General features: G+C 60.8%; 18 protein-coding genes and 1 tRNA gene. 5 read left to right on the top strand and 14 right to left on the bottom strand.

Going from position 1 to position 19813, the window contains the following annotated elements:
- Positions 1 to 185: 185 nt before the first annotated feature.
- The gene (locus BLLJ_RS03960) at positions 186 to 1313 is read right to left on the bottom strand and encodes a branched-chain amino acid aminotransferase (RefSeq protein WP_011068176.1); all 1128 of its coding nucleotides are present in this window, start codon (positions 1311 to 1313) and stop codon (positions 186 to 188) included.
- 224 nt (positions 1314 to 1537) lie between these two features.
- Positions 1538 to 2158 carry a 50S ribosomal protein L25/general stress protein Ctc gene (locus tag BLLJ_RS03955; protein ID WP_007052163.1) on the bottom strand — a complete coding sequence of 207 codons (621 nt, stop codon included), beginning with the start codon at positions 2156 to 2158 and terminating at the stop codon, positions 1538 to 1540.
- 428 nt (positions 2159 to 2586) lie between these two features.
- Here BLLJ_RS03955 and BLLJ_RS03950 point away from each other — a divergent pair, with 428 nt between their 5' ends.
- A complete protein-coding gene (locus BLLJ_RS03950; protein ID WP_007053364.1) occupies positions 2587 to 3624 on the top strand; it encodes an alpha/beta hydrolase in 1038 nt (345 codons plus the stop codon).
- Between the two features lie 135 nt (positions 3625 to 3759).
- Here the strand turns inward: BLLJ_RS03950 and BLLJ_RS03945 are convergent, their stop codons facing one another.
- From BLLJ_RS03945 to BLLJ_RS03935, 3 genes are read right to left on the bottom strand one after another with little or no spacing between them, the layout of a single operon-like run.
- A complete protein-coding gene (locus tag BLLJ_RS03945) occupies positions 3760 to 5184 on the bottom strand; it encodes an NAD(P)(+) transhydrogenase (Re/Si-specific) subunit beta (RefSeq protein ID WP_007055089.1) in 1425 nt (474 codons plus the stop codon).
- Positions 5184 to 5489, bottom strand: a complete 306-nt coding sequence (locus tag BLLJ_RS03940) for an NAD(P) transhydrogenase subunit alpha (protein WP_010080599.1) — start codon at positions 5487 to 5489, stop codon at positions 5184 to 5186. The genes BLLJ_RS03945 and BLLJ_RS03940 overlap by 1 nt, the downstream gene beginning before the upstream one ends.
- Positions 5490 to 5504: 15 nt before the next feature.
- Entirely contained in the window at positions 5505 to 6668 is a 1164-nt protein-coding gene (locus BLLJ_RS03935) for an NAD(P) transhydrogenase subunit alpha (protein ID WP_007052160.1), read from the bottom strand.
- Between the two features lie 418 nt (positions 6669 to 7086).
- Here BLLJ_RS03935 and BLLJ_RS03930 point away from each other — a divergent pair, with 418 nt between their 5' ends.
- The gene (locus BLLJ_RS03930) at positions 7087 to 9120 is read left to right on the top strand and encodes an AMP-dependent synthetase/ligase (RefSeq protein ID WP_013582533.1); all 2034 of its coding nucleotides are present in this window, start codon (positions 7087 to 7089) and stop codon (positions 9118 to 9120) included.
- Positions 9121 to 9172: 52 nt separating this feature from the next.
- Here the strand turns inward: BLLJ_RS03930 and era are convergent, their stop codons facing one another.
- The 6 genes from era to BLLJ_RS03900 form a co-directional block, all read right to left on the bottom strand.
- Positions 9173 to 10237: a GTPase Era gene (gene era, locus BLLJ_RS03925; RefSeq protein WP_007053368.1), complete on the bottom strand. Its 1065-nt coding sequence runs from the start codon at positions 10235 to 10237 to the stop codon at positions 9173 to 9175.
- Between the two features lies 1 nt (position 10238).
- Complete coding sequence (locus BLLJ_RS03920; RefSeq protein ID WP_013582532.1) at positions 10239 to 11672, bottom strand: hemolysin family protein; 1434 nt, start codon at positions 11670 to 11672, stop codon at positions 10239 to 10241.
- Between the two features lie 75 nt (positions 11673 to 11747).
- Positions 11748 to 12296, bottom strand: a complete 549-nt coding sequence (ybeY, locus tag BLLJ_RS03915) for an rRNA maturation RNase YbeY (protein ID WP_007052156.1) — start codon at positions 12294 to 12296, stop codon at positions 11748 to 11750.
- Complete coding sequence (locus tag BLLJ_RS03910) at positions 12286 to 13461, bottom strand: PhoH family protein (RefSeq protein WP_007052155.1); 1176 nt, start codon at positions 13459 to 13461, stop codon at positions 12286 to 12288. Before BLLJ_RS03910 ends, ybeY begins: the two co-directional genes overlap by 11 nt.
- Positions 13462 to 13479: 18 nt before the next feature.
- On the bottom strand, positions 13480 to 13818 hold the full coding sequence (locus BLLJ_RS03905) for a histidine triad nucleotide-binding protein (protein ID WP_007057286.1): 339 nt from the start codon (positions 13816 to 13818) through the stop codon (positions 13480 to 13482).
- 48 nt (positions 13819 to 13866) lie between these two features.
- Positions 13867 to 14664 (bottom strand): 16S rRNA (uracil(1498)-N(3))-methyltransferase, encoded by a 798-nt coding sequence (locus tag BLLJ_RS03900; RefSeq protein WP_007052153.1) that lies wholly within the window; start codon positions 14662 to 14664, stop codon positions 13867 to 13869.
- Positions 14665 to 14759: 95 nt separating this feature from the next.
- On the opposite strand from BLLJ_RS03900, the gene BLLJ_RS03895 reads away from it, so the two are divergent.
- From BLLJ_RS03895 to glgC, 3 genes are all read left to right on the top strand, one after another.
- Positions 14760 to 14847: transfer RNA gene (locus BLLJ_RS03895), tRNA-Leu, on the top strand.
- A 60-nt stretch (positions 14848 to 14907) separates the two neighbouring features.
- Positions 14908 to 15786 (top strand): TrmH family RNA methyltransferase, encoded by an 879-nt coding sequence (locus tag BLLJ_RS03890; RefSeq protein WP_007055088.1) that lies wholly within the window; start codon positions 14908 to 14910, stop codon positions 15784 to 15786.
- 200 nt (positions 15787 to 15986) lie between these two features.
- Positions 15987 to 17231 (top strand): glucose-1-phosphate adenylyltransferase, encoded by a 1245-nt coding sequence (gene glgC, locus BLLJ_RS03885; protein ID WP_007052151.1) that lies wholly within the window; start codon positions 15987 to 15989, stop codon positions 17229 to 17231.
- Between the two features lie 89 nt (positions 17232 to 17320).
- Here the strand turns inward: glgC and BLLJ_RS03880 are convergent, their stop codons facing one another.
- Genes BLLJ_RS03880 through BLLJ_RS03870 form a run of 3 tightly spaced genes read right to left on the bottom strand, consistent with a single transcriptional unit; the run spans position 17321 to position 19761 of the window.
- On the bottom strand, positions 17321 to 17914 hold the full coding sequence (locus tag BLLJ_RS03880) for a metal-sulfur cluster assembly factor (RefSeq protein WP_007052150.1): 594 nt from the start codon (positions 17912 to 17914) through the stop codon (positions 17321 to 17323).
- Positions 17915 to 17920: 6 nt separating this feature from the next.
- Positions 17921 to 18475 (bottom strand): Fe-S cluster assembly sulfur transfer protein SufU, encoded by a 555-nt coding sequence (gene sufU / locus BLLJ_RS03875; protein ID WP_007052149.1) that lies wholly within the window; start codon positions 18473 to 18475, stop codon positions 17921 to 17923.
- Between the two features lie 11 nt (positions 18476 to 18486).
- Positions 18487 to 19761: a cysteine desulfurase gene (locus BLLJ_RS03870; protein WP_013582531.1), complete on the bottom strand. Its 1275-nt coding sequence runs from the start codon at positions 19759 to 19761 to the stop codon at positions 18487 to 18489.
- Between the last annotated feature and the right edge of the window lie 52 nt (positions 19762 to 19813).

Here is a 19813-nt window from a genome sequence, read left to right as displayed (position 1 = left end):
TCCTGTTCTCATCTGGATGAACCATAACCACCCCCCGCAACGTGCAGAAGACCTAGATCATATTATTTGTTGCGGAATGTTGCTAAATCCATCTGTATCTCTCTAGCCAAGAACATTTCCAATACGCCAAGACCCCTTGGAATTGTTGCTGTTCCAAGGGGTCTTAGTCAGAAACAAAAGGCGATTCAGCACACTTTCCACATCCAGTTGTGCGGGTCCTCGACTTCGCCGAGCTGGATGCCGAGCAGCTCGTCACGCAGTTCGCAGGTGAGCTTGCCGGAGCCGCCGTCGGCGACGGCGACATCGAACTTCTCGGACTTGAAGCGACCGATCGGGGTGATGATGGCTGCGGTGCCGCAAGCGAACACCTCGGTGACCTCACCGGACTTGATGTCCTCGAGCAGCTGGTCGAGGGCAATCATGGTCTCGACTACGTCGTGGCCCTTGTCCTGCAGCAGCTGAATCAGGGAGCGACGGGTCACACCCGGCAGAATGTTACCGGTCAGGGACGGGGTCTCCACGTGGCCATCCTTGTGCACGGCCATCATGTTCATGCCACCGAGCTCTTCGAGGTAGGTCTTGGTGGCGGCGTCCACGAAGCACACCTGCTCGCAGCCGTTCTCAACCCCCTTGTACTCGCCGAGCAGGGAGGCGGCGTAGTTGCCGCCGCACTTGGCGAAACCAGTGCCGCCAGGGCCGGTGCGGAACCACTTGTCTTCAACCCAGATGCTCACCGGCTTGACGCCGCCCGGGAAGTACGGGCCGGACGGGGAGGCGATCACGCAGTAGTCGACTTCCTGCGGGGCGCGCACGCCGAGGAACGGCTCGGAAGCGAACATGAACGGACGCATGTACAGCGTGTACTCGCGGCGGGACGGCACCCAGTTGGCGTCGCGCTTGACCAGCGCGGCCACGGAACCGAGGAAGTCGTCAATCGGCAGCTCAGGCAGGTACAGACGCTTGGCGGAGTTCTGGAAACGCTCGGCGTTCGCATCCGGGCGGAACAGCCAGGTGGAGCCGTCGGCATGACGGTAAGCCTTGAGGCCCTCGAAGCACTCCTGTGCGTAGTGCAGCACGGAAGCACCCGGATCCATCTTGAGCGGTGCGTACGGTTCGACGCGGCGGTCGGACCAACCTTCGCCCTTGGTCCAGGTCATGTGGGTCATGTTGTCGGAGAACACCTGGCCGAAAGCCGGCTTGTCGATGAGGGACTGGCGCTTCTCATCGGATGCGGGGTTGTCGTTCGGCAGTACGGTGAACGGTTCGGCGAGCTTGTCGAGCGCTGCCGGATCGTGGTGCGTGTTTTCAGTCATTACTAGCTACTTCTTCTTGACTTTGGCGGCCCGAAAGCCACCATATGGGGTGTGTGCTGTGCGCTTGTGGCGCGAGCTCTGTTGCATACTTTTGCACACCCATGTGTTACTCGTGTGGCAGAGTTCACATGGTGAAAAAACGAAGAAGCCCGCACCGTTCTCAACGGCTGCGGGCTTCCACGTTTCAGTTATGTTCTGAATTGTTCGCTATCGAAGCGATCGACTCACTTGGCGTCGGCAGCCGGAGCAGCAGCGTCGGCAGCCGGAGCAGCAGCTTCCGGAGCGGCGGTGGACTCAGAAGCATCTTCCGGCACCTCAACGGTGACGACGGACTCTTCCGGGTCCTCAACGTCGAGCTCAACGCCTTCAGGCAGAACAACGTCCTTAGCGAACACCTTGGTGCCGTCGGTTAGGCCCTCGACGCTCACAACGATCTTCTCAGGCAGGTTGGCGACGTCAGCGCGAACCTTGAGCTCCTGAATGTCGACGAATGCCACAGCAGCGCCCTTCGGGGTGCCTTCAACGAAGACCGGCACCTCGACGTCGATCTTCTCACCGGCCTTGACCTCAAGGAAGTCAACGTGCTCGATGATGCGCTTGACCGGGTTCTTCTGCACGTCCTTGACGACGGCCATCTTGGTGTTGCCGTCGAAGGCGATGGTGAACAGGGCGTTGGTGTGACGCAGGGCCAGGGTGGTCTCGCGCATCGGCAAGGTCACGAAGGCGGGCTCTTCGCCGCCGGCGTAGATGGTGGCCGGAATCTTGTTGGCAACGCGCAGACGACGAGCAACGCCCTTGCCGAACTCGGAACGGGCCTCGCCCTCAAGCTTAATGGTGGTAGCCATAATGGATACTCCTTGTAGTTTCGTTTCGTTCTGTCTCGCTCAGACGCCACGACACGCCGAAAGACACCCTACAAGGAGTGAAATACACCGAGTCGATAACGGAAGCTGTGTCATGTGTCAGCACGCACACTTCCCTCGCCAAAGCAACAATTGTCAAGTATACGCCAACTCCGGACTTTGGCGCGGTGATGCTTCGATGACACTGCATCCCGGCCGTCCCAGCCACGTCAACGTACGGTTTCCGCGAAATAATCCCTAACTTTGTGAAGAACGTACGCTTACCCGTTCTCAACGTACGGTTTTCACGAAATCGTCCGCCATTTCGTGAAAATCGTACGCTCAGCGACACTCAGTGTACGGTCTTTCACGAAGTTGGGGATGATTTCGAAAATAACGTACGATGGTGAGTACCGTATCGGGAGGTTGATATGACTCGTTCGGACGACGTCATCAATGAGGATGGCCATGACGTCATCGCCGCACACACTCGCGTTGTCAGGGGTATGGCTGCGGCACTTGCCGCGATAGCCGCCACAGGAGCCGGCGTCACAGCCGCGGCCGCCAACGTCATGTTCACGTTCGCGCTGGACACCAAGGCCAAACGTTCGATGTTCAACATGCCGCACGAGGAGACACCGAAAGGCATCGAATTCGACATGTCCGAGCAGCTTGAGGCCGCCCGGTGGTTCGAGGAGGCCAAGCAATCGGTCACGCTGCGCAGCCATGATGGATTGAAACTCCACGGCTGGCTGTTGGACCCGGATTGTTCCGACCCACAGCCGCATCTATACGCGATCTGCTGCCATGGCTATGCCGGAGAGCCCGCGGAAATGGCCAAATGGGCGCATCGCTATGCGCAACTCGGTTTTACGGTCCTGCTACCCGCGCAGCGCGCCCATGAGTTGAGCGAAGGGCGTTACGTGGGTATGGGATTGCTGGAAAGCGACGATCTGTTGGGCTGGGTTTCGCTGATCACCGCAGCTGATCCGGATGCACGCATTCTGTTGCATGGCAATTCGATGGGCGCCGCCACGGTGATGATGGCGGCCGGCGATGCGCGACTCCCCCGCAACGTCGTCGCCGCGATTTCCGATTGCGGATACAGTTCCGTGGTCTCGCAGTTTACGGATAATGCCGAGGCGATGTTCCGTTTGCCGCACTCGTTGGCCGTGCTGCTGGTCAAAGTGGCCAGTCATGTGTCTGAACGCAAGGCTGGATACCGGTTTGAGGACGCCTCCTGTGTGAAGGCATTACGGCACGCGACTATTCCGATGATGTTCATTCATGGCGGAGCGGATACTTTTGTCAATCCGAAGTATCTGGACATCAATTACAACGCCTGCGCCAGCATCGACCGCGAGAAGCTGCTGATTCCCGGCGCCGACCACACGATGAGCGCCAGCACCGATCCGGACCGCTATTGGCGTCGCGTTAACAGCTTTGTTAAGCGGGTGTTTGGGCTGTAGTAGATATAGAGCTCGGCTCCCCTCTGTGAGGGGAGCCGCCAGCGAAGCTGACTGAGGGGAGCACCCGCGTATGGGCTACTCCCCTCAGTCTCACTCCGTTCGACAGCTCCCCTCACAGAGGGGAGCCAAGAATGGTTACGCGAGCAATTCCTTGACGGCGGCGATGACGGACTGCAGACTCTTCTTCGCGTCACCGAACAGCATCTGGGTGTTGTCTTCGAAGTAGAGCTCGTTCTGGATGCCGGCGTAGCCCATACCGCGGCCGCGCTTCATGACCACGACGTTCTGGGACTTGTCGACGTCGAGAATCGGCATGCCGGAGACCGGGGTGCCGGGACGGCGAGCAGCCGGGTTGGTCACATCGTTGGCGCCGACGACCAGAGCCACGTTGGCCTGCGGGAACTGCGGGTTGATCTCATCAAGATCCACGAGCTCCTCGTAGGGCACGTTGGCCTCGGCCAGCAACACGTTCATGTGGCCAGGCATACGGCCTGCGACCGGGTGAATGGCGTAGGAGACTTCCACGCCGTGGCCCTTGAGCAGTTCGCCGAGGTCAGCGAGCTCGCGCTGGGCCTGAGCCTGAGCCAAACCGAAGCCGGGCACGAAGATGACCTTCTGCGCGTAGACGAGCTGAACGGCCAGATCGTCCGGCGTGGTCTCCTTCATGGTTCCTTCCGGACCATCGCCAGCAGCGGCGGCGTCAGCACCACCGCCGAAGCCACCGGCCAAGACGGAGAGCAGCGGGCGGTTCATGGCCTGAGCCATGAGGATGGACAGGGTCACACCTGCGGAACCGACGAGTGCGCCGGCCACGATCAGGGCGACATTGTCAATCGCCAGACCGGACATAGCCACAGCCGTACCGGTGCATGCGTTGAGCACAGAGATGACGACGGGCATATCGGCGCCGCCGATCGGAATCACGAACACCAAGCCGTAGCACAGGGCGAACACGGTGGTCAGAATCGACCACAGCAGACGCTGTTCGGGCTGGACGCACAGCATGACCAGCGAGACGACAGACAGCACGGCGAACAGAATGTTCCATACGCCCTTGCCCGGCAGGTTCAGCTTCTTGACCCACTTGATACCCTGCAGCTTGCCGGCTGCGATGAGCGAGCCGGTGAAGGTCACAGAACCGATGAGAATACCGAGACCAGCGGTGATGAGCACCACGATGTCCGGGGTGCCTTCCTTGGTCAGGATGTCGTTCAGGGCCACGAGTGCGGCGGCGCCACCACCCACGGTATTGAACACGGAGACCAGCTGCGGCATATCGGTCATCTTCACCTTCTTGGCGGAGACGACACCGGCCACGGCACCGATCAGGATGCCGACGACCAGCACCACCACGGCGACAATGTTCACGAAGCCCTTGGCGAAGAGCACGATGAACGCCATGAGCACGGCCACGACCATGCCGAACGCGGAGATCTGGTTACCCTTGCGGGCGGTCTTCGGCGAATTCATGAAATGCAGACCGACCACAAACAGGACGGCAGAGAACAGGTAGACGAACCAAGCGACGATGTCGATGGCGCCAACGGTTGCGGAGGTCATTACTTCGACTCCCCCTTCTTCTCGTTCTTGCTGGACTTGAACATCTCAAGCATGCGGTCGGTGACCACGTAGCCACCAACGACGTTCATGGTGCCCAGCACAGCGGCCAGGAAGATGAACACGTAGGCCAGCGGTCTATTGGCTTCGGCTGCCACGATCACAACGCCGACGATGACGATGCCGTGGATGGAGTTCGCGCCGGACATAAGCGGCGTGTGCAGGGTGGCGGGCACCTTGCCGATGACCTCGATGCCGATGAGCAGCGCGAGGACGAACAGGGTAATGGAAACGACGAGAGTAGGCATGGTATTCCTTCTTCCTTACTTCTCGGACTTCTCGGCATCGGCAGCAGCTGCCGGGGCGGCGGCGCGGCCGGCAACCACCAGCGCGTCGTCGAGTTCTTCGGTGAGATCCTGGCCGAGCTTGCCGTCACGCACGAAGTGCACGAGGATGTCGGCCACGTTGCGCGAAAGCAGGTTGGATGCGGTGGTGGCGACGCCGGAGGCCAGGTAGGGAGCGCCGATCAGCTTGACACCGCCCTCGGTGACCTGCTCACCAACGGCGGAGCCTTCGACGTTGCCGCCGAGGTCGGATGCTGCGCAGTCCACGATCACGGCACCACGCTTGAGACCCTTGACGCCGGCTGCGGTGAGCAGCACCGGGGGCTTACGGCCCGGGACCTTGGCGGTGGTGATGATGATGTCAAAGCCGGCGGCCTTTTCGTCGACGGCAGCCTGCTGCTGAGCCTGCTCTTCGGCGCTCAGCGCGCGGGCATAACCGCCCTCGCCCTGGCCCTTGGAGAAGTCAAGTCCCAGATCAAGGAACTTCGCGCCGAGGGACTCGACCTCGCCCTGGGAGGCGGGACGCACGTCGTACGCGGTGACGACCGCGCCAAGACGCTTCAGCGTACCGATGGCCTGCAGGCCGGCGATGCCGGCACCGAGCACCAGCGCCTTAGCCGGGCGAATCGTGCCGGCGGCGGTGGTCATCATCGGCAGGAAGGAACCGTAAGCATCGGCGGCGGTGATGGCTGCCTTGTAGCCCATCACGGAGTTCTGAGAGGTCATCTCATCCATGGACTGGGCGCTGGAAAGCTTACGGGGCAGCTTTTCGATGGCGATGCCCACCAGACCGGCCTTCTCGAGCGCGGCCACGTAATCGGCATCGGTGAAGGAACCGAGCATGCCAATGACCCACTGGCCGGCCTTGAGCTTGGCCACGGTCTCGGCGGACGGTCGGTCCACAAAACCGAGCGCGTCGGCTTCGGCGAGCACCTCGTCACGGCTGGTCACCTTCGCACCGGCCTTTTCGTAATCCTCATCGGTGTAGTCGGCAGCAATGCCGGCACCTGCTTCAATCAGTGAGGAGACACCGCTCCTCTTCAGCCGGGTGACGATATCCGGCGTCAGCGCGACGCGGGATTCCGTTTCGGACGTTTCGTTCAAAACGCCGAACACCACGGTGGCTTCTGGGTTTTGCGCCATGAGAGCCCTTTCTTGTTCTACTTCAAAATGGACATGGTTATCCGCATGGTAAGTGTAGTCGAAAGGTAAAGACCATGACTTGAGATTCCGCCAATCGAAATAGAAACGAACCCGAAATTAGTAAGAAATACGAATGTGTCCATGTGCATTGCGGATGAATTGCTCGGAAGTCGTCCAACAATCACCCGGCATCGATCAGCAACCAACCGCTCAATAATTATCGACAATCACCGTTTCGTAGCTCACGGTTACTCAACAATATCGGGACCTGTGCAATATTTTGCCACGCACTCCCCTAACCCGCCAGAATCCTACGGTTGCGTAAGGTGACGAGTTCGGTTTGGGCGATTACAATTTGAACTTTGAGAAGCGTTCGCCTCATGGCTGGACGACACTGAAAGGTTTACAGGAGCAAGACTTGTCGGTTATCAATTCCTTCACGCAGCACACGATCAATCTCACCCGTAAGGCGCTCAGGTTGGGATCCGACTTCGTCCACCCGGTCCACGACGACACCCCGGACGAGCCCGATTACCTGTCCAACGCCGACGTGCCGGTCGAGGCCAATATCGCTTTGCCTCACAGCGACGATTGGGACGACGGCCACCTGACCGTCACCGACATCGACCCCGCCACCGGCCTGCTCACCACCTCCACCGAAGGCAATCCGCCGCTGGACGAAGGTACGTCCATCTACGACCTGTATGCGGACCGCGCCGAACGTATGGGCGATGAGCCGCTGTACACCTACAAGTCCGGCAACGATTGGGTGACCGTCACCGCCAACGAGTTCCTGGCTGACGTGCGTGCCGTGGCCAAGGGCCTGATTCATTACGGCCTGAAGAAGGGCGATGCCGTGGCATTCATGTGCCGCACTTCCTACGACTGGGACCTGACCGACGCGGCGATCATGGCGTGCGGCGGCGTGCTCGCCACCATCTACGACACCGATTCCGCCGAGCAGATTCGCAATATCGTCAACAACTCCGATGCCCGACTGCTGATCGTGCAGGACACGGACATGCGTAAGAAGGCGGATGGGGCCGTCGAAGAGTGCCCGTCCCTGGAGCACATCATCACCATCGAGACCGGTGGCTTGGACGAGATCAAGGCCTACGGCACCACGGTCTCGGACGAGGAGCTGGACGAGCGCATCGATTCGGTCAAGAAGACCGACCTGTGTTCCATCGTGTACACCTCCGGTTCCACGGCCGCGCCGAAAGGCGTGGAGATGACCCACGAGCACTACTGCCAGACCGCGCTGAATCTGCCGGCCTACATGCCCGATCTGCTGCACGACAAGAGGAACACCATCCTGCTGTTCCTGCCGCAGGCCCATTCCTTCGCCCGCGCCATCAACTACATCGTCGTCTCCTCGAACGTCCGCATCTACATCGCCACCGGCATCAAGACGCTGATCAGCGATCTGCAGGTGGCCAAGCCCACTCTCATGATCGTGGTGCCGCGCGTGCTGGAGAAGGTGTACAACGCCGCGTCCCAGAAGGCCGGCCACGGCCCCAAGGGCGTGGTGTTCGCCTCCGCCGTGGTGGCCGCGCAGAACTATATGAAGGAGGTCTCCGCCAATGGCAAGGCAGGTGCACTGACCCGCACTCGCCGCGCTGCCTTCGATCCGATTGTCTACTCTTCGCTGCGCGAAGTGCTCGGCGGTCGCGCCAAGTGGATTGTGGCCGGCGGTGCCCCGCTTGACCCGGAACTGCTGGCTTTCTTCCGTGGCGCGGGTGTGCCTGTATACGAGGGCTATGGTCTGACCGAGACCACCGCACCGTGCGCGTTCAGCCCGCTGGGTACGCCGTTCCACGCTGGTTCCGTGGGCATCGCATTCCCCGGATTCTCCCTGCGCATCGCCGAGGACGGCGAAATTCAGGTCAAGGGTCGTGCCGTGTTCCCGCGCTATCACAAGAACGACGAGGCCACTGAGCTGTCGTTCACCGAAGATGGCTGGTATGTCACCGGCGACTTGGGCCGTATCGACAACGATGGCTTCCTGTACATCACCGGTCGTAAGAAGGATCTGATTATCACTGCAGGTGGTAAGAACGTCTCCCCCGGCCCGATCGAGGAAGTCATTCAGCGTTGCGAGTTCATCTCCCAGGCGCTGGTGCTGGGTGATAAGCGTCCGTTCATCTCCGCATTGGTGACGCTGGACGAGGAGTCGCTGCGCCCGTGGCTGGCCGCCAAGGGCCTGGACGAGAACATGCCGCTGGAGGATGCCGCCAAGAACGCCGCCGTGCGCGCCGAAGTGCAGAAGTGGGTCGATCAGGCCAACGAGGGCGTCTCCCGCGCCGAGTCCGTGCGCAAGTTCATCATCCTGCCCGAGGAGTTCACTCAGGAAAACGGCCTGATGACCGCTTCCATGAAGGTGATTCGTCCCAAGGTCATCAAGCGCTACTCCACCCTCCTCAACACCCAGATGTACACGAAGCGGAAGTAAACCGTATAGCAAAAGCTCCCTCTGACGAGGGAGCTTTTTTCGTCTATAAGCCTTAGAAGCCCAGGCGCTCCAGCTGCTTGGGGTCGGACTGCCAGCCTTTGGCTACCTTGACGTGGAGGTCGAGCTTGGCTTTTTGGCCGACGATGCGGTTGACCGGGGTGCGCAGCTTCTTCTTGACGTAGGTGAGGTTCGAGGCGCCCTTGCCGATGATGATCGGCTTCTGGGAGTCACGCTCCACGTAAATGGACACGTTGACCTGCGCCTTGCCGTCATAGCCCTGACCGGTCTCGTTGTCTTCCGGATAGTCGATGGAATCAACCACCACGGCCAGCGAATGCGGCAGCTCGTCGTCCAGGGTCTCAAGGAACGCACCGCGCACGAGTTCGGCGATGGTGTCTTCCGGACGCTCCTCGCTGATCTGATCGTCCGGGTACATCTGCGGACCCTCGGGCGTGTGCTCAATGAGCACGTTCTTCACTTCAGCCAGATTGTCGTGCTTCAGGGCGCTCACCGGCACGATGTCCGAGAAATCGGCGAAATCGTTGATTTCGATGAGCTTGTTGATGAGTTGCTGACGGCCAAGCTCGTCGATCTTGGTGACGATGGCAATCAGCGGGATGCGCCACTTGAACGTACCGTCCTCACGCTTGGTGGCGAAGTCGGTACGCAGTCGGGAGAGAATACGCTTGTCGCCGGGGCCGATTTCCTGATCGGCGGGCAGCAGGAAGGCCACCACGTCCACATCGGCCAGAGATTCGTCGACCACGTCGTTCAGACGCTGGCCGAGCAACGTACGCGGACGGTGAATACCGGGCGTGTCCACGAGCACGAGCTGCGCGTGGTCGGCGGTCAGGATGCCGCGGATCGCCTTACGGGTGGTTTCCGGGCGAGAGGATGCGATGGCGATCTGCTTGCCGATCAACGCGTTGATCAACGTGGATTTGCCGACGTTCGGGCGGCCGACCACGGCCACGAATCCGGAGCGATACGGCACGTCCTGCTTGGTCACGTTCGCCGTTTCACCGGTCGCGTCGACTTCGGCAACGCCGGCAACATCGGAAGCATCGGTAACGTCAATGTCATCGACGTCGTTCGTGCTGTTGTTCTGATCGGTCATATCACTCCTTGCTGGCGGTATCATCGCCTTCGACGGGCTCGCCGTCAGTTTCCTCATGGGTCTTGTTATTTTCCTCGCCGCCCTCGACGTGCGCCGGTTCTACGACGATGGTGGACACCTTCTTGCGGCGTCCGGCGGAGTCCACGGCGGTCAGTCGCAGACCGCGCGTCACAGCCGAGGCACCGACAATCGGCACTCGGCCCAGAATCTTGGTCAGCAGGCCGTACACGGTATCGACATCGTCCTCATCAATGTCGATCTCGAAGATCTCCTCCAGATCGGCAATCGGCGTACGGGCGGGCATCTTCCACTTGTTGTCTCCGATTTTCTCCGGCTCAGTACGCTGGGTGCGGTCGTGCTCGTCTTCCAGCTCGCCGACGATCTGTTCGATGGCATCCTCGATAGTCACCATGCCGGCGATGCCGCCGTACTCATCGACCACCACGGCCACATGCTGGCGGGAACGCTGCATCTCATGGAACAGGTCGTCCACCGGCTTGGATTCGGGAACAAGCAGCGGCTGCCGGACGATGGATTCGACCGCGCGCTCCATGGCCGCCGGGTTGAAGGCGGTGGCACGCACGGCATCCTTCAAATAGGCCACGCCGATCAGGTCATCCACATCCTCACCGATCACCGGCACGCGGGAGAAGCCGGAGCGGGAGAACAGTTTCAGCGCGGAAGACAGTGTGGAGTCGCGCTCCATGCAGATCATATCGGTGCGCGGCACCATGATCTCGCGAGTCAACGTATCAGACAGGGTGAGCACGTTGCGCAACATTTCGGAGACTTCCGGATCGAAGTCGTTGGACTCCACCAGTCGGTCGATGGCGGCCTTGCCCTGCTCGAGCTGAATCTTCTCAAGCTCCTCGTCGTCGGACAGATCGGAGTCCTTGGAGCGGCGGCCCGGTCCCTTGGAACCGGACTTGTCGCCACCGATGCGTGCGAACGGCGTGAGCTTGGTGGCCAACGACACGATGCGCGAGTTGGAAATCATGATGCCGACCGGCTTGGCCATGCCGGCGGTGCGCGGGCGGACCAGTACGGAGACCACGGCTACGATAATCGCGACCAGGAATCCGGAGAGCAGTTCAATCCACAGTTCCGCACCCCACAGGGATGCGATGGAAGACACCAGTACGCCGTCGAGCACATTGCAGGCGATGCGGAAGAACGCACAGCTGCCGGCGGTGGCGTAACGGTCGGCGATGAGCCGTTGCACGCGATGAATCTTGTCGATCTTCTTCATCTTGAGGAACTGGCTTGCTTCGGAGTCGGTCTGCACCTCGAGGATGAGATTGTTAAGGCTGGCTCGCGTTACGCGGGCCACGGCGCCTTCAGCGGCGGCCATGGTCAGCGAGAGCCAGACGAACAGGGCCGCCACGAGTACAAGAATGACGGTGATGGCGATCGGCGTGGTACTGGAATACTCCATAATGATTTTTCGGTGTCCTTGAATGTCCTTGAACGGTATCGAATAATCCGGATTTGGTGTGATTGATTTGGGAGCTTATTTGGAATCGAGGTCGCGGCCAGCACCGTGCGCGGCGTCGTACAGGGCCAGCGCGTCGGGTGTGCCGGCGGGCAGCGTGGCCTGCACGTTGGCATCGTGGCGTAGGGCGAAGAAGGTGAGCAGCAGCTGTCGCTGCAGGCCGAACATCTGGCGCTCCTGCTCGGGGGTCACGTGGTCGTAGCCGAGCAGGTGCAGGATGCCGTGGATGGTGAGCAATAGCATCTCCTGCATGGTGCTGTGCCCGGCTGCGGCAGCCTGTTGGGCAGCGACCCACGGGCAGATGACGATGTCGCCGAGCACTCCTTCCATCACGGTTTTGCCGTCGCCGGGGCGCAGCTCGTCCATCGGGAAGCTCATCACGTCGGTCGGGCCTTCGAGGTTCATCCAACGCATGTGCAGTTCGGCGATGGGATCGGGATCCACGAACATGATGGTCAGGTCGGACTGGGTGCTCACGCGCATCTGGTCGAGTACCCAAATACCCAAATCGGAGAAGACCTTGGGGTCGATGACCCACTGGGTTTCATTGGTGACGTCAACGCTCATCGTCTGTCTCGCTTTGGTTGGTTGAATCCGCTTGCTGGCGGGCATCGAAGTCGGTATGGTTGCGGCGGCCCTTGCGTTCGATGTCGCGGTGGTCGCCGGCGATGGCGGAGTGACGGTCGTAGGCGGCCACGATCTGTCCGACCAGCTGGTGACGTACCACGTCCTCGGTTTTGAGATGCACGAATGCGATGTCGTTGATGCCGCCCAGGATGCGTTCGATGGTGGCCAGTCCCGAGCGAGGCACGGTCAGGTCCACCTGCGAGATATCGCCGGTGATGACCATCGTGGTGTTGAAGCCCAGACGGGTCAGGAACATCTTCATCTGCTGTTCGGTGGTGTTCTGAGCCTCGTCGAGGATCACGAACGCGTCGTTCAGCGTACGGCCGCGCATGTAGGCGAGCGGCGCCACTTCGATGGAGCCGTCGTCCATGTACCGCTTGAGCTGGTCGGCGCCGAGCATGTCGCCAAGCGCGTCGTACAGCGGGCGCAGATACGGGTCAACCTTGTCATTCAGCGTGCCGGGCAGAAAGCCGAGGCTTTCGCCGGCCTCCACGGCCGGGCGCGTGAGGATGATGCGGCGAATCTGCTTGTCCTGGAAGGCACGCACAGCCTTGGCCACGGCCAGATACGTCTTGCCGGTGCCTGCGGGGCCAATGCCGAAGGTGATGGTGTGCGATTCGATGGCGTTCACGTAGGCCACTTGTCCGGCGGTTTTCGCACGGACCGGCACGCCGGCAGCAAAGGTGATGACGCCGGGAACCGTGGGCTTGCGGTACGTCGGGTCGTGGGAGCCGGCAGAACGTGCATGGGCGCGTTCGTTTGAGGTCGATTGCGCCAGTTTGTCACGCACCGGGCCGTGACCGGGATGTTCGAGGCGCACGTGGTTCTTGAGCACGTTCTGGTCGAGCATGCGACGCACGGTGTCGGCGTCCATAGGCGCGGTGTAGGCGGCTTGGATGATGGTATTGACCAAATCCTCGGCCTGTGCGGCCTGGGCTTCGGTCTGCTTGGAGCGGGAGACGATCGCCACGCGGTTGCCGCGCACGATAATCGTCAGGTCCGGAAAGGCGCGCTCTACCTCGCGAATGACCTCGTCAACCGGGCCGAGCACGGCGACGGGGTCAAGTTGGGGCGGGATGGTGATGGTACGTGTAGTCGTTGCCACGAAGCGGATATTCCCCTACTACTCGTCGAGCTTTTCGCCGGTCATCACGTGCGCGTGCACGTGGAAGACGGTCTGGCCGGCGTCGAGACCGGTGTTGAACACCAGTCGGTAGGCGCCGTGAAATTCCTTGTCGGCGATGTTCTGCGCAATGGAGACGATGTGGGCCAGCTCGGTCGGGTCACCGGCGGCAAGTTCGGCGACGTTGGCGTAGTGCTTCTTGGGCACCACGAGCACGTGGACCTTGGCCTTGGGATTGATGTCGTTGAATGCGTAGGTCGTCTCGTCCTCGTAGACCTTGCTGCTGGGAATCTGCCCTGCGATGATCTTGCAGAACAGGCAATCGTCGGATTCGCTCATCATGCTCCTTGGTTTGATGTTGCTACGCACCAGCTTAGCGCGTGGGCGTTACTCGTAACGTCCCAACACCCGAGACAACAGCGACAACGCTACAGGACCGGCCGTCGCGGCTCTCAGAATATTGCGCCCCAGTACGCAGCTCACCGCTCCGGCCTTGACGAAATCAGCTACCTCCTGCTCACTGATGCCGCCCTCAGGCCCGACCACCACACTGACAGTCCGCGGCCGGCCGTCCTGGAGCGTGCGTTCCACCAACTGCGCAACCTTCTCCTCCACGCCGGACCACGTATCGGTAGCATCCTGATGCAGCACAATCACCACATCGCCATGCACGCAGGCCCTGCGGCAGATGGCCACGACCTCCTTGCTGGACGCGCACGCCTCCAGTTGCGGCTTAAAGGCGCGCCGCGACTGCTCGGTGGCGGCATCCAGTACCGAATTCCACTTCTTGTCTGTACGGCCGACCTTCCACTTGGCAATGGATCGGTCCGCCTGCCATGGCACCACTTGGTCGACGCCAATCTGAGTAGCCATATCGATGGCCTGCTCATCATGGCCGGTTTTCGCCAATGCCTGAATCAGCGCCAAACGGGTGAGCGGCTCGGGTTCGCGCCCCACTTCCACGACTTCAGCCAGTCCGGCTTCAGGATCGGCCATCACTGCCTGGATTCTCAAGCCGTTGCCGTCGGAAAGTTGCAGGCTGTCCCCTGCCTTGAGTCGCATGGCCTGCACGGCATGGCGCTTGATGTGAGCGGGCAGGGTTAGCTTCCAGCCGGCGTGGAGTTCGTCGCTGTTCACCGGGACGTCGTCGACCTGCGGGTCGAAAAGAAAAAGGGCATCAGTCATGACTTCAAGGCTACACGCGACACGCCGGGCACACGCGCGAATTGCATCCCTGTAATTTCATGCTAAGCTATCTACTCGTTGTCCAAACGACACCTGCCCGGGTGGCGGAATGGTAGACGCGCTAGCTTGAGGTGCTAGTGCCTATTTTATACAGGCGTACGGGTTCAAGTCCCGTCTCGGGCACAGATAAACCCCTTGCATTGCAAGGGGTTTTTCGTTATCTGCACACACGAAAGGCCACCAATGCAGTTCATCACGCTGGACACCGTCGACGACCCGCGCGTCGAAGCGTATGTGAGCCTCACCGAAATGCAGTTGCGTAATCGCTTGGAACCAGCCAAGGGCGTGTTCATCGCCGAGTCCCCCAAGGTTATCGACCGCGCGCTGGCCGCTGACCGCGAACCGCTGTCACTGCTGGTCGAGGAACCTTGGCTGGAGGGCATGAAAGACACCTTCGACTTCATCGACGGGCGCTGGGGCGCGGATATTCCCGTCTACGTGGCCTCACCTGAGCAGCTCAAGCGTCTGACCGGCTACCGTTTGCATCGCGGCGCCCTATGCGCGATGCGACGCTGGCCGTTGCCCTCCGTAGCCGAGGTCTGCAAGAGCGCCCGCCGCGTGGCAGTAATGGAAAACATCGTGGACCACACCAATGTGGGCGCACTGATGCGTTCGGCGGCCGCGCTCGATGTGGATGCCGTGCTGGTCACACCCTCCTGCGGTGATCCGCTGTACCGACGCGCCGCCCGCGTGTCGATGGGCACCGTATTCCAGATTCCGTGGACCCGTATCACCGGGTTCAACGACGACGGCACCGAAAACAAGCATTACTGGCCGTTCCAGGGCATCGACGAGTTGAAGTCGCTGGGCTTCACCACCGTGGCCATGGCATTGGAGGATCGTTCGATTTCGTTGGACGAACTGACACGCCGTCTGCACGCGCCTGCCGAAGATCCGACGCATATCGACAAGCTCGCGCTGATCTTCGGTACCGAGGGCGACGGCCTGTCCCACCATACGATTGCCCGCGCCGATTTGACCGTGAAGATTCCGATGAGCCACGGCGTGGATAGCCTGAACGTGGCGGCATCCAGCGCAGTGGCGTTCTACGCGACACGCTAAGGAATCGCACGCGCTCCGAAAAGGCCGGATCCTTAACAAATCTACGAAACTGTTCATCGCAAGTTCACGGCACGCGGGGGCGAAAGCCTTGCATGTTCGTTTTTTTCTGCAATTATTAACTATGTAAACCGAATGCAAGGAAGCATCCGGCCCGGCAGTGCGGTGTCGAAAGACGCTCAGTAACAGAGAGGACAGTTACGATGACCAAGAATCCCAAGATTCTGTCGATTGTGCTTGCAGGTGGTGAGGGGACCCGCCTGATGCCGTTAACCCGTGATCGCGCGAAGCCCGCCGTTCCCTTCGGTGGTGTGTATCGTCTGATCGATTTCCCGTTGAGCAACCTGGTGAACTCCGGGTACCGTCAGGTCGTGGTGCTCACCCAGTACAAGTCTCACTCGCTTGACCGCCACATCTCCCAGGTCTGGCGTTTCTCCCCGCTGCTTGGCTCGTACGTCTCCCCTGTGCCCGCGCAGCAGCGTCTCGGCAAGCACTGGTATCTCGGCTCCGCCGACGCCATCTACCAGACCATCAACATCATCGAGGATGTCCAGCCGGACATCGTGGTGATCGTGGGTGCCGATCACGTCTACCGCATGGACTTCGAACAGATGGTACAGCAGCACATCGAGTCCGGCGCCGAGTTCACCGTGGCCGGTATCCGCCAGCCCATCGAGGAATCGAACCAGTTCGGTGTGATTGAGGTCGATCCCGATCACCCGAACATGATCAAGAACTTCCAGGAGAAGCCGCCCACCACCACCGGTCTGCCGGACAATCCGAACCAGATTCTGGCCTCCATGGGTAACTACGTCGCCAACACCAAGGCCCTGTTCGAGGCTCTGGCTCTCGATGAGAAGGCTGCCGACACCAAGCACGACATGGGCGGCGACATCGCCCCGTACTTCGCTTCCCGCAACGAAGCCGGCGTCTACGACTTCAACTCGAACGAGATTCCGGGCTCCACGGCCACTGATCACGCTTACTGGCGCGACGTCGGTACGATTAAGCAGTTCTACGATGCGCACATGGATCTGATCGCCTATGTGCCCGAGTTCAACCTGTACAACCAGGATTGGCCGATTTACACGATGTCCGGCAACCTGCCGCCGGCCAAGTTCGTGCACGCCGGCCGCGACCGTCTGGGCCACGCCACCGATTCGATCGTCTCCCCCGGTGTGATCGTCTCCGGCGGTGAAGTGCACCACTCCGTGCTCTCCCCCAATGTGCGTATCCACTCGTGGGCACAGATTGTCGATTCCGTGCTGTTCGACGGTGTAGTCATCAACCGCCGCGCCCGCGTGTACAAGGCGATTCTTGACAAGAACGTGGTGCTCACCGAGAACTCCACTGTCGGCATCGATACCGAGCACGATCTGGCCCGTGGCTTCACCGTCACGCCGGATGGCATCACGGTTGTCCCGAAGAACACCATCGTCGATGACTGATTGACCAGTCCAGACATGGAAAAGCCCCGCATCATGCGGGGCTTTTCTCGTATAGAGCTCCCTCTGATGAGGGAACTTACTAAGCGCTATCAGTACTTTGGCATATTGTCGAAGCTGAAGCCTAGGGCGGCGAGCTGGTCGCGGCCTTCGGGCGTGATGCGCTCCATGGTCCAGCGCGGATCCCACGTCCAGTCGATGCGGAACTCCTCGACCAGACCGGCCAGCGTGGATGCGCATTCGTCCTCGATAAGGTCGGTCAGCGGGCAGGCCGGCGTGGTCAGCGTCATCGTAATAATGGCGCGGCCTAGCTCATCGATCTCAATGCCGTAGACCAGACCCAAATCGATCACGTCGATGCCAAGCTCCGGATCAATCACCTGATGCAGTGCCTCGCGCACGTCTTCGGCAGTGGCGCGGCCGATATCGTCAATCGCCTTGATCGGAATCTCGCTGCCATCGGACTGTTCGTCATCCTGGCAACCGCATTTGCCGTGGTGACCGCCACACGCACAGGTGTCATCGCCGGACGCAGCAGAGTGCTCGATCGGGCGTCCGTTCGGGAAGCCCTTGGCCAAGGCCGGGTTGGCCATCACGCGGCGAGCGGCCTCCTCGTCCTGCAGGACGCCGTTGACAGCATCGAAAACGGACGGCTGTGGTTCGGGAACCAAATTATCGTTGGACATATTTCCTCAGTTCTTTGCAGCGAGGGCTTTGGCGATGGAGTCCTTCAGCCCTTCCCAGCCTAGCAGAGCGCATTTGATGCGCATAGGGTATTTCGACACGCCTTGGAATACCACGGCGTCGCCGAGCTTTTCTTCCAGGTTCTCGTCGTCCAGACCGGCACCGCGCGATTCCATCAGCTTGTGGAATGTCTGTTCCAGATCCATGGCCTCGTCAACGGTTTTGCCGTCCACCAGATCGACCATCACCGACAGGCTGGCCTGCGAAATGGAGCAGCCGTGGCCGTCCCACACCAATCGCTTGATGGTGTGCGGTTCGTCATCGGAGACTTCGACATGGATGGTCGCCTCGTCGCCGCAGGTCGGGTTGAACTGGTGCGATTCACCGGGCGTGCAGTATTCGTGGCTGGCTTGTACGGTGACATTGGCCGCTGCGTCCGCGGACTGTTCGACCGCTGCGTTGGGCGCAAAGGATTCCTTGCCATGCGGATGTTTCGACGCCTCGAGGATGACCTCTTGGTACATCTGTTCGAGGTCATCCCCGCTCATACCGAATTCGTTCATGGTGTTCTGTTTTACTCCACTCCAAAGAACTTACGGATGCCCTTGGCCGCTTCGACCAACGCTTGGGCATCTTCGACCGAATTGTAGACACCGGAGGAGGCACGGTTGGATGCGTATAGGCCGAAGTGGCGGTGTACCGGCTGGGCGCAGTGGTGTCCCACGCGAATCGCGATGCCCTGGGCGTCGATGAACTGGCCCACATCGTGCGGATGCACGCCGGCCACGTCGAACGCCACGGTGCCGATGCGGTCCACGTTTTCGCGCGGCCCGAGGATGCGAATGCCATCGACGTCGCCGAGCTTGAGCAGTTCGGCGGCGATGGTCTTCTCATGGGCTTCGATGTTCTCGAGCCCGATGTTCATCATCCATTCGGCGGCGACGCCTGCGGCCACCACTTGGGCGACCGGCCGGGTGCCGGCCTCGAAGCGGGCCGGAGGGGCCATGTATTGGGCCTCGTGGTCCATGTAGGCGAGCTCGACCATGGAGCCGCCGAAGTTGGCCGGCGGCAGGGCTTCGAGCAGGTCGCGCTTACCGTACAGGAAACCGACGCCGGTAGGACCGTACATCTTGTGCGCGCTCCAGGCGGCGAAGTCCACATCAAGCGCGTGGAAATCGACCTTGAGGTGCGGTACGGACTGGCAAGCGTCCAAGATGAAGATCGAACCTACTTCATGCGCACGCTTGATGATCGGGGCGATGTTGGTGATGGCACCCGTGGCGTTGCCCACGTGGGTGACGGCCACGACCTTGGTACGCTCGGTGATGACTTCGTCGAGGTTGTCCGTACGCACACGGCCGTCCTCGGTCAGGTCGATCCACTTGAAGGTGGCGCCGGTACGGTAGGACAGCTCCTGGAACGGCAGCAGCACCGAATGATGTTCCGCACGCGAGACGACGATCTCATCGCCCGGCTTCAGGGCAAAACGCTTGGCGGCTTCTCCCCCACGCCCCAGCGATGCATTGCCGAATGCGGTGGCGAGCAGGTTCAGTCCGGCCGTGGCACCACCGGTGACGACGACCTCCTCTTCACCTTCGGCCGCATTCGCGCCGACCAGCTTGGCCACCTTGGCTCGGGCCTCCTCAAAGGCCATGGTGCTACGGGCGGCCAGCTCGTGCGCACCACGGTGCACGCCGGCGTTAATTGTACGGTAGAAGTTCGCCTCGGCGTCGATCACCGCATTCGGCTTCTGCGAGGTGGCCGCAGAATCCAGGTACACGAGCGGGTGCCCGTGAATCTCCTGATCCAGAATCGGGAACTGCGCCCGAATCGCCTTAAAATCAACCATTATGTTCCCCCTACTTACGTAACAATTGTACGAAACGAGTGGGAGTCTGACA

The organism is Bifidobacterium longum subsp. longum JCM 1217 (assembly GCF_000196555.1).
Classification (GTDB): domain Bacteria; phylum Actinomycetota; class Actinomycetes; order Actinomycetales; family Bifidobacteriaceae; genus Bifidobacterium; species Bifidobacterium longum.
This window is presented reverse-complemented; position numbering and strand designations above follow the sequence as displayed.

Excerpts from the sequence above, each read along its gene's own strand:
- BLLJ_RS03960 (WP_011068176.1), bottom strand. The coding sequence starts at position 1,313 with ATGACTGAAAACACGCACCACGATCCGGCAGCGCTCGACAAGCTCGCC.
- BLLJ_RS03955 (WP_007052163.1), bottom strand. The coding sequence starts at position 2,158 with ATGGCTACCACCATTAAGCTTGAGGGCGAGGCCCGTTCCGAGTTCGGC.
- BLLJ_RS03950 (WP_007053364.1), top strand. The coding sequence starts at position 2,587 with ATGACTCGTTCGGACGACGTCATCAATGAGGATGGCCATGACGTCATC.
- BLLJ_RS03945 (WP_007055089.1), bottom strand. The coding sequence starts at position 5,184 with ATGACCTCCGCAACCGTTGGCGCCATCGACATCGTCGCTTGGTTCGTC.
- BLLJ_RS03940 (WP_010080599.1), bottom strand. The coding sequence starts at position 5,489 with ATGCCTACTCTCGTCGTTTCCATTACCCTGTTCGTCCTCGCGCTGCTC.
- BLLJ_RS03935 (WP_007052160.1), bottom strand. The coding sequence starts at position 6,668 with ATGGCGCAAAACCCAGAAGCCACCGTGGTGTTCGGCGTTTTGAACGAA.
- era (WP_007053368.1), bottom strand. The coding sequence starts at position 10,237 with ATGACCGATCAGAACAACAGCACGAACGACGTCGATGACATTGACGTT.
- BLLJ_RS03920 (WP_013582532.1), bottom strand. The coding sequence starts at position 11,672 with ATGGAGTATTCCAGTACCACGCCGATCGCCATCACCGTCATTCTTGTA.
- ybeY (WP_007052156.1), bottom strand. The coding sequence starts at position 12,296 with ATGAGCGTTGACGTCACCAATGAAACCCAGTGGGTCATCGACCCCAAG.
- BLLJ_RS03905 (WP_007057286.1), bottom strand. The coding sequence starts at position 13,818 with ATGAGCGAATCCGACGATTGCCTGTTCTGCAAGATCATCGCAGGGCAG.
- BLLJ_RS03900 (WP_007052153.1), bottom strand. The coding sequence starts at position 14,664 with ATGACTGATGCCCTTTTTCTTTTCGACCCGCAGGTCGACGACGTCCCG.
- BLLJ_RS03890 (WP_007055088.1), top strand. The coding sequence starts at position 14,908 with ATGCAGTTCATCACGCTGGACACCGTCGACGACCCGCGCGTCGAAGCG.
- glgC (WP_007052151.1), top strand. The coding sequence starts at position 15,987 with ATGACCAAGAATCCCAAGATTCTGTCGATTGTGCTTGCAGGTGGTGAG.
- BLLJ_RS03880 (WP_007052150.1), bottom strand. The coding sequence starts at position 17,914 with ATGTCCAACGATAATTTGGTTCCCGAACCACAGCCGTCCGTTTTCGAT.
- sufU (WP_007052149.1), bottom strand. The coding sequence starts at position 18,475 with ATGAACGAATTCGGTATGAGCGGGGATGACCTCGAACAGATGTACCAA.
- BLLJ_RS03870 (WP_013582531.1), bottom strand. The coding sequence starts at position 19,761 with ATGGTTGATTTTAAGGCGATTCGGGCGCAGTTCCCGATTCTGGATCAG.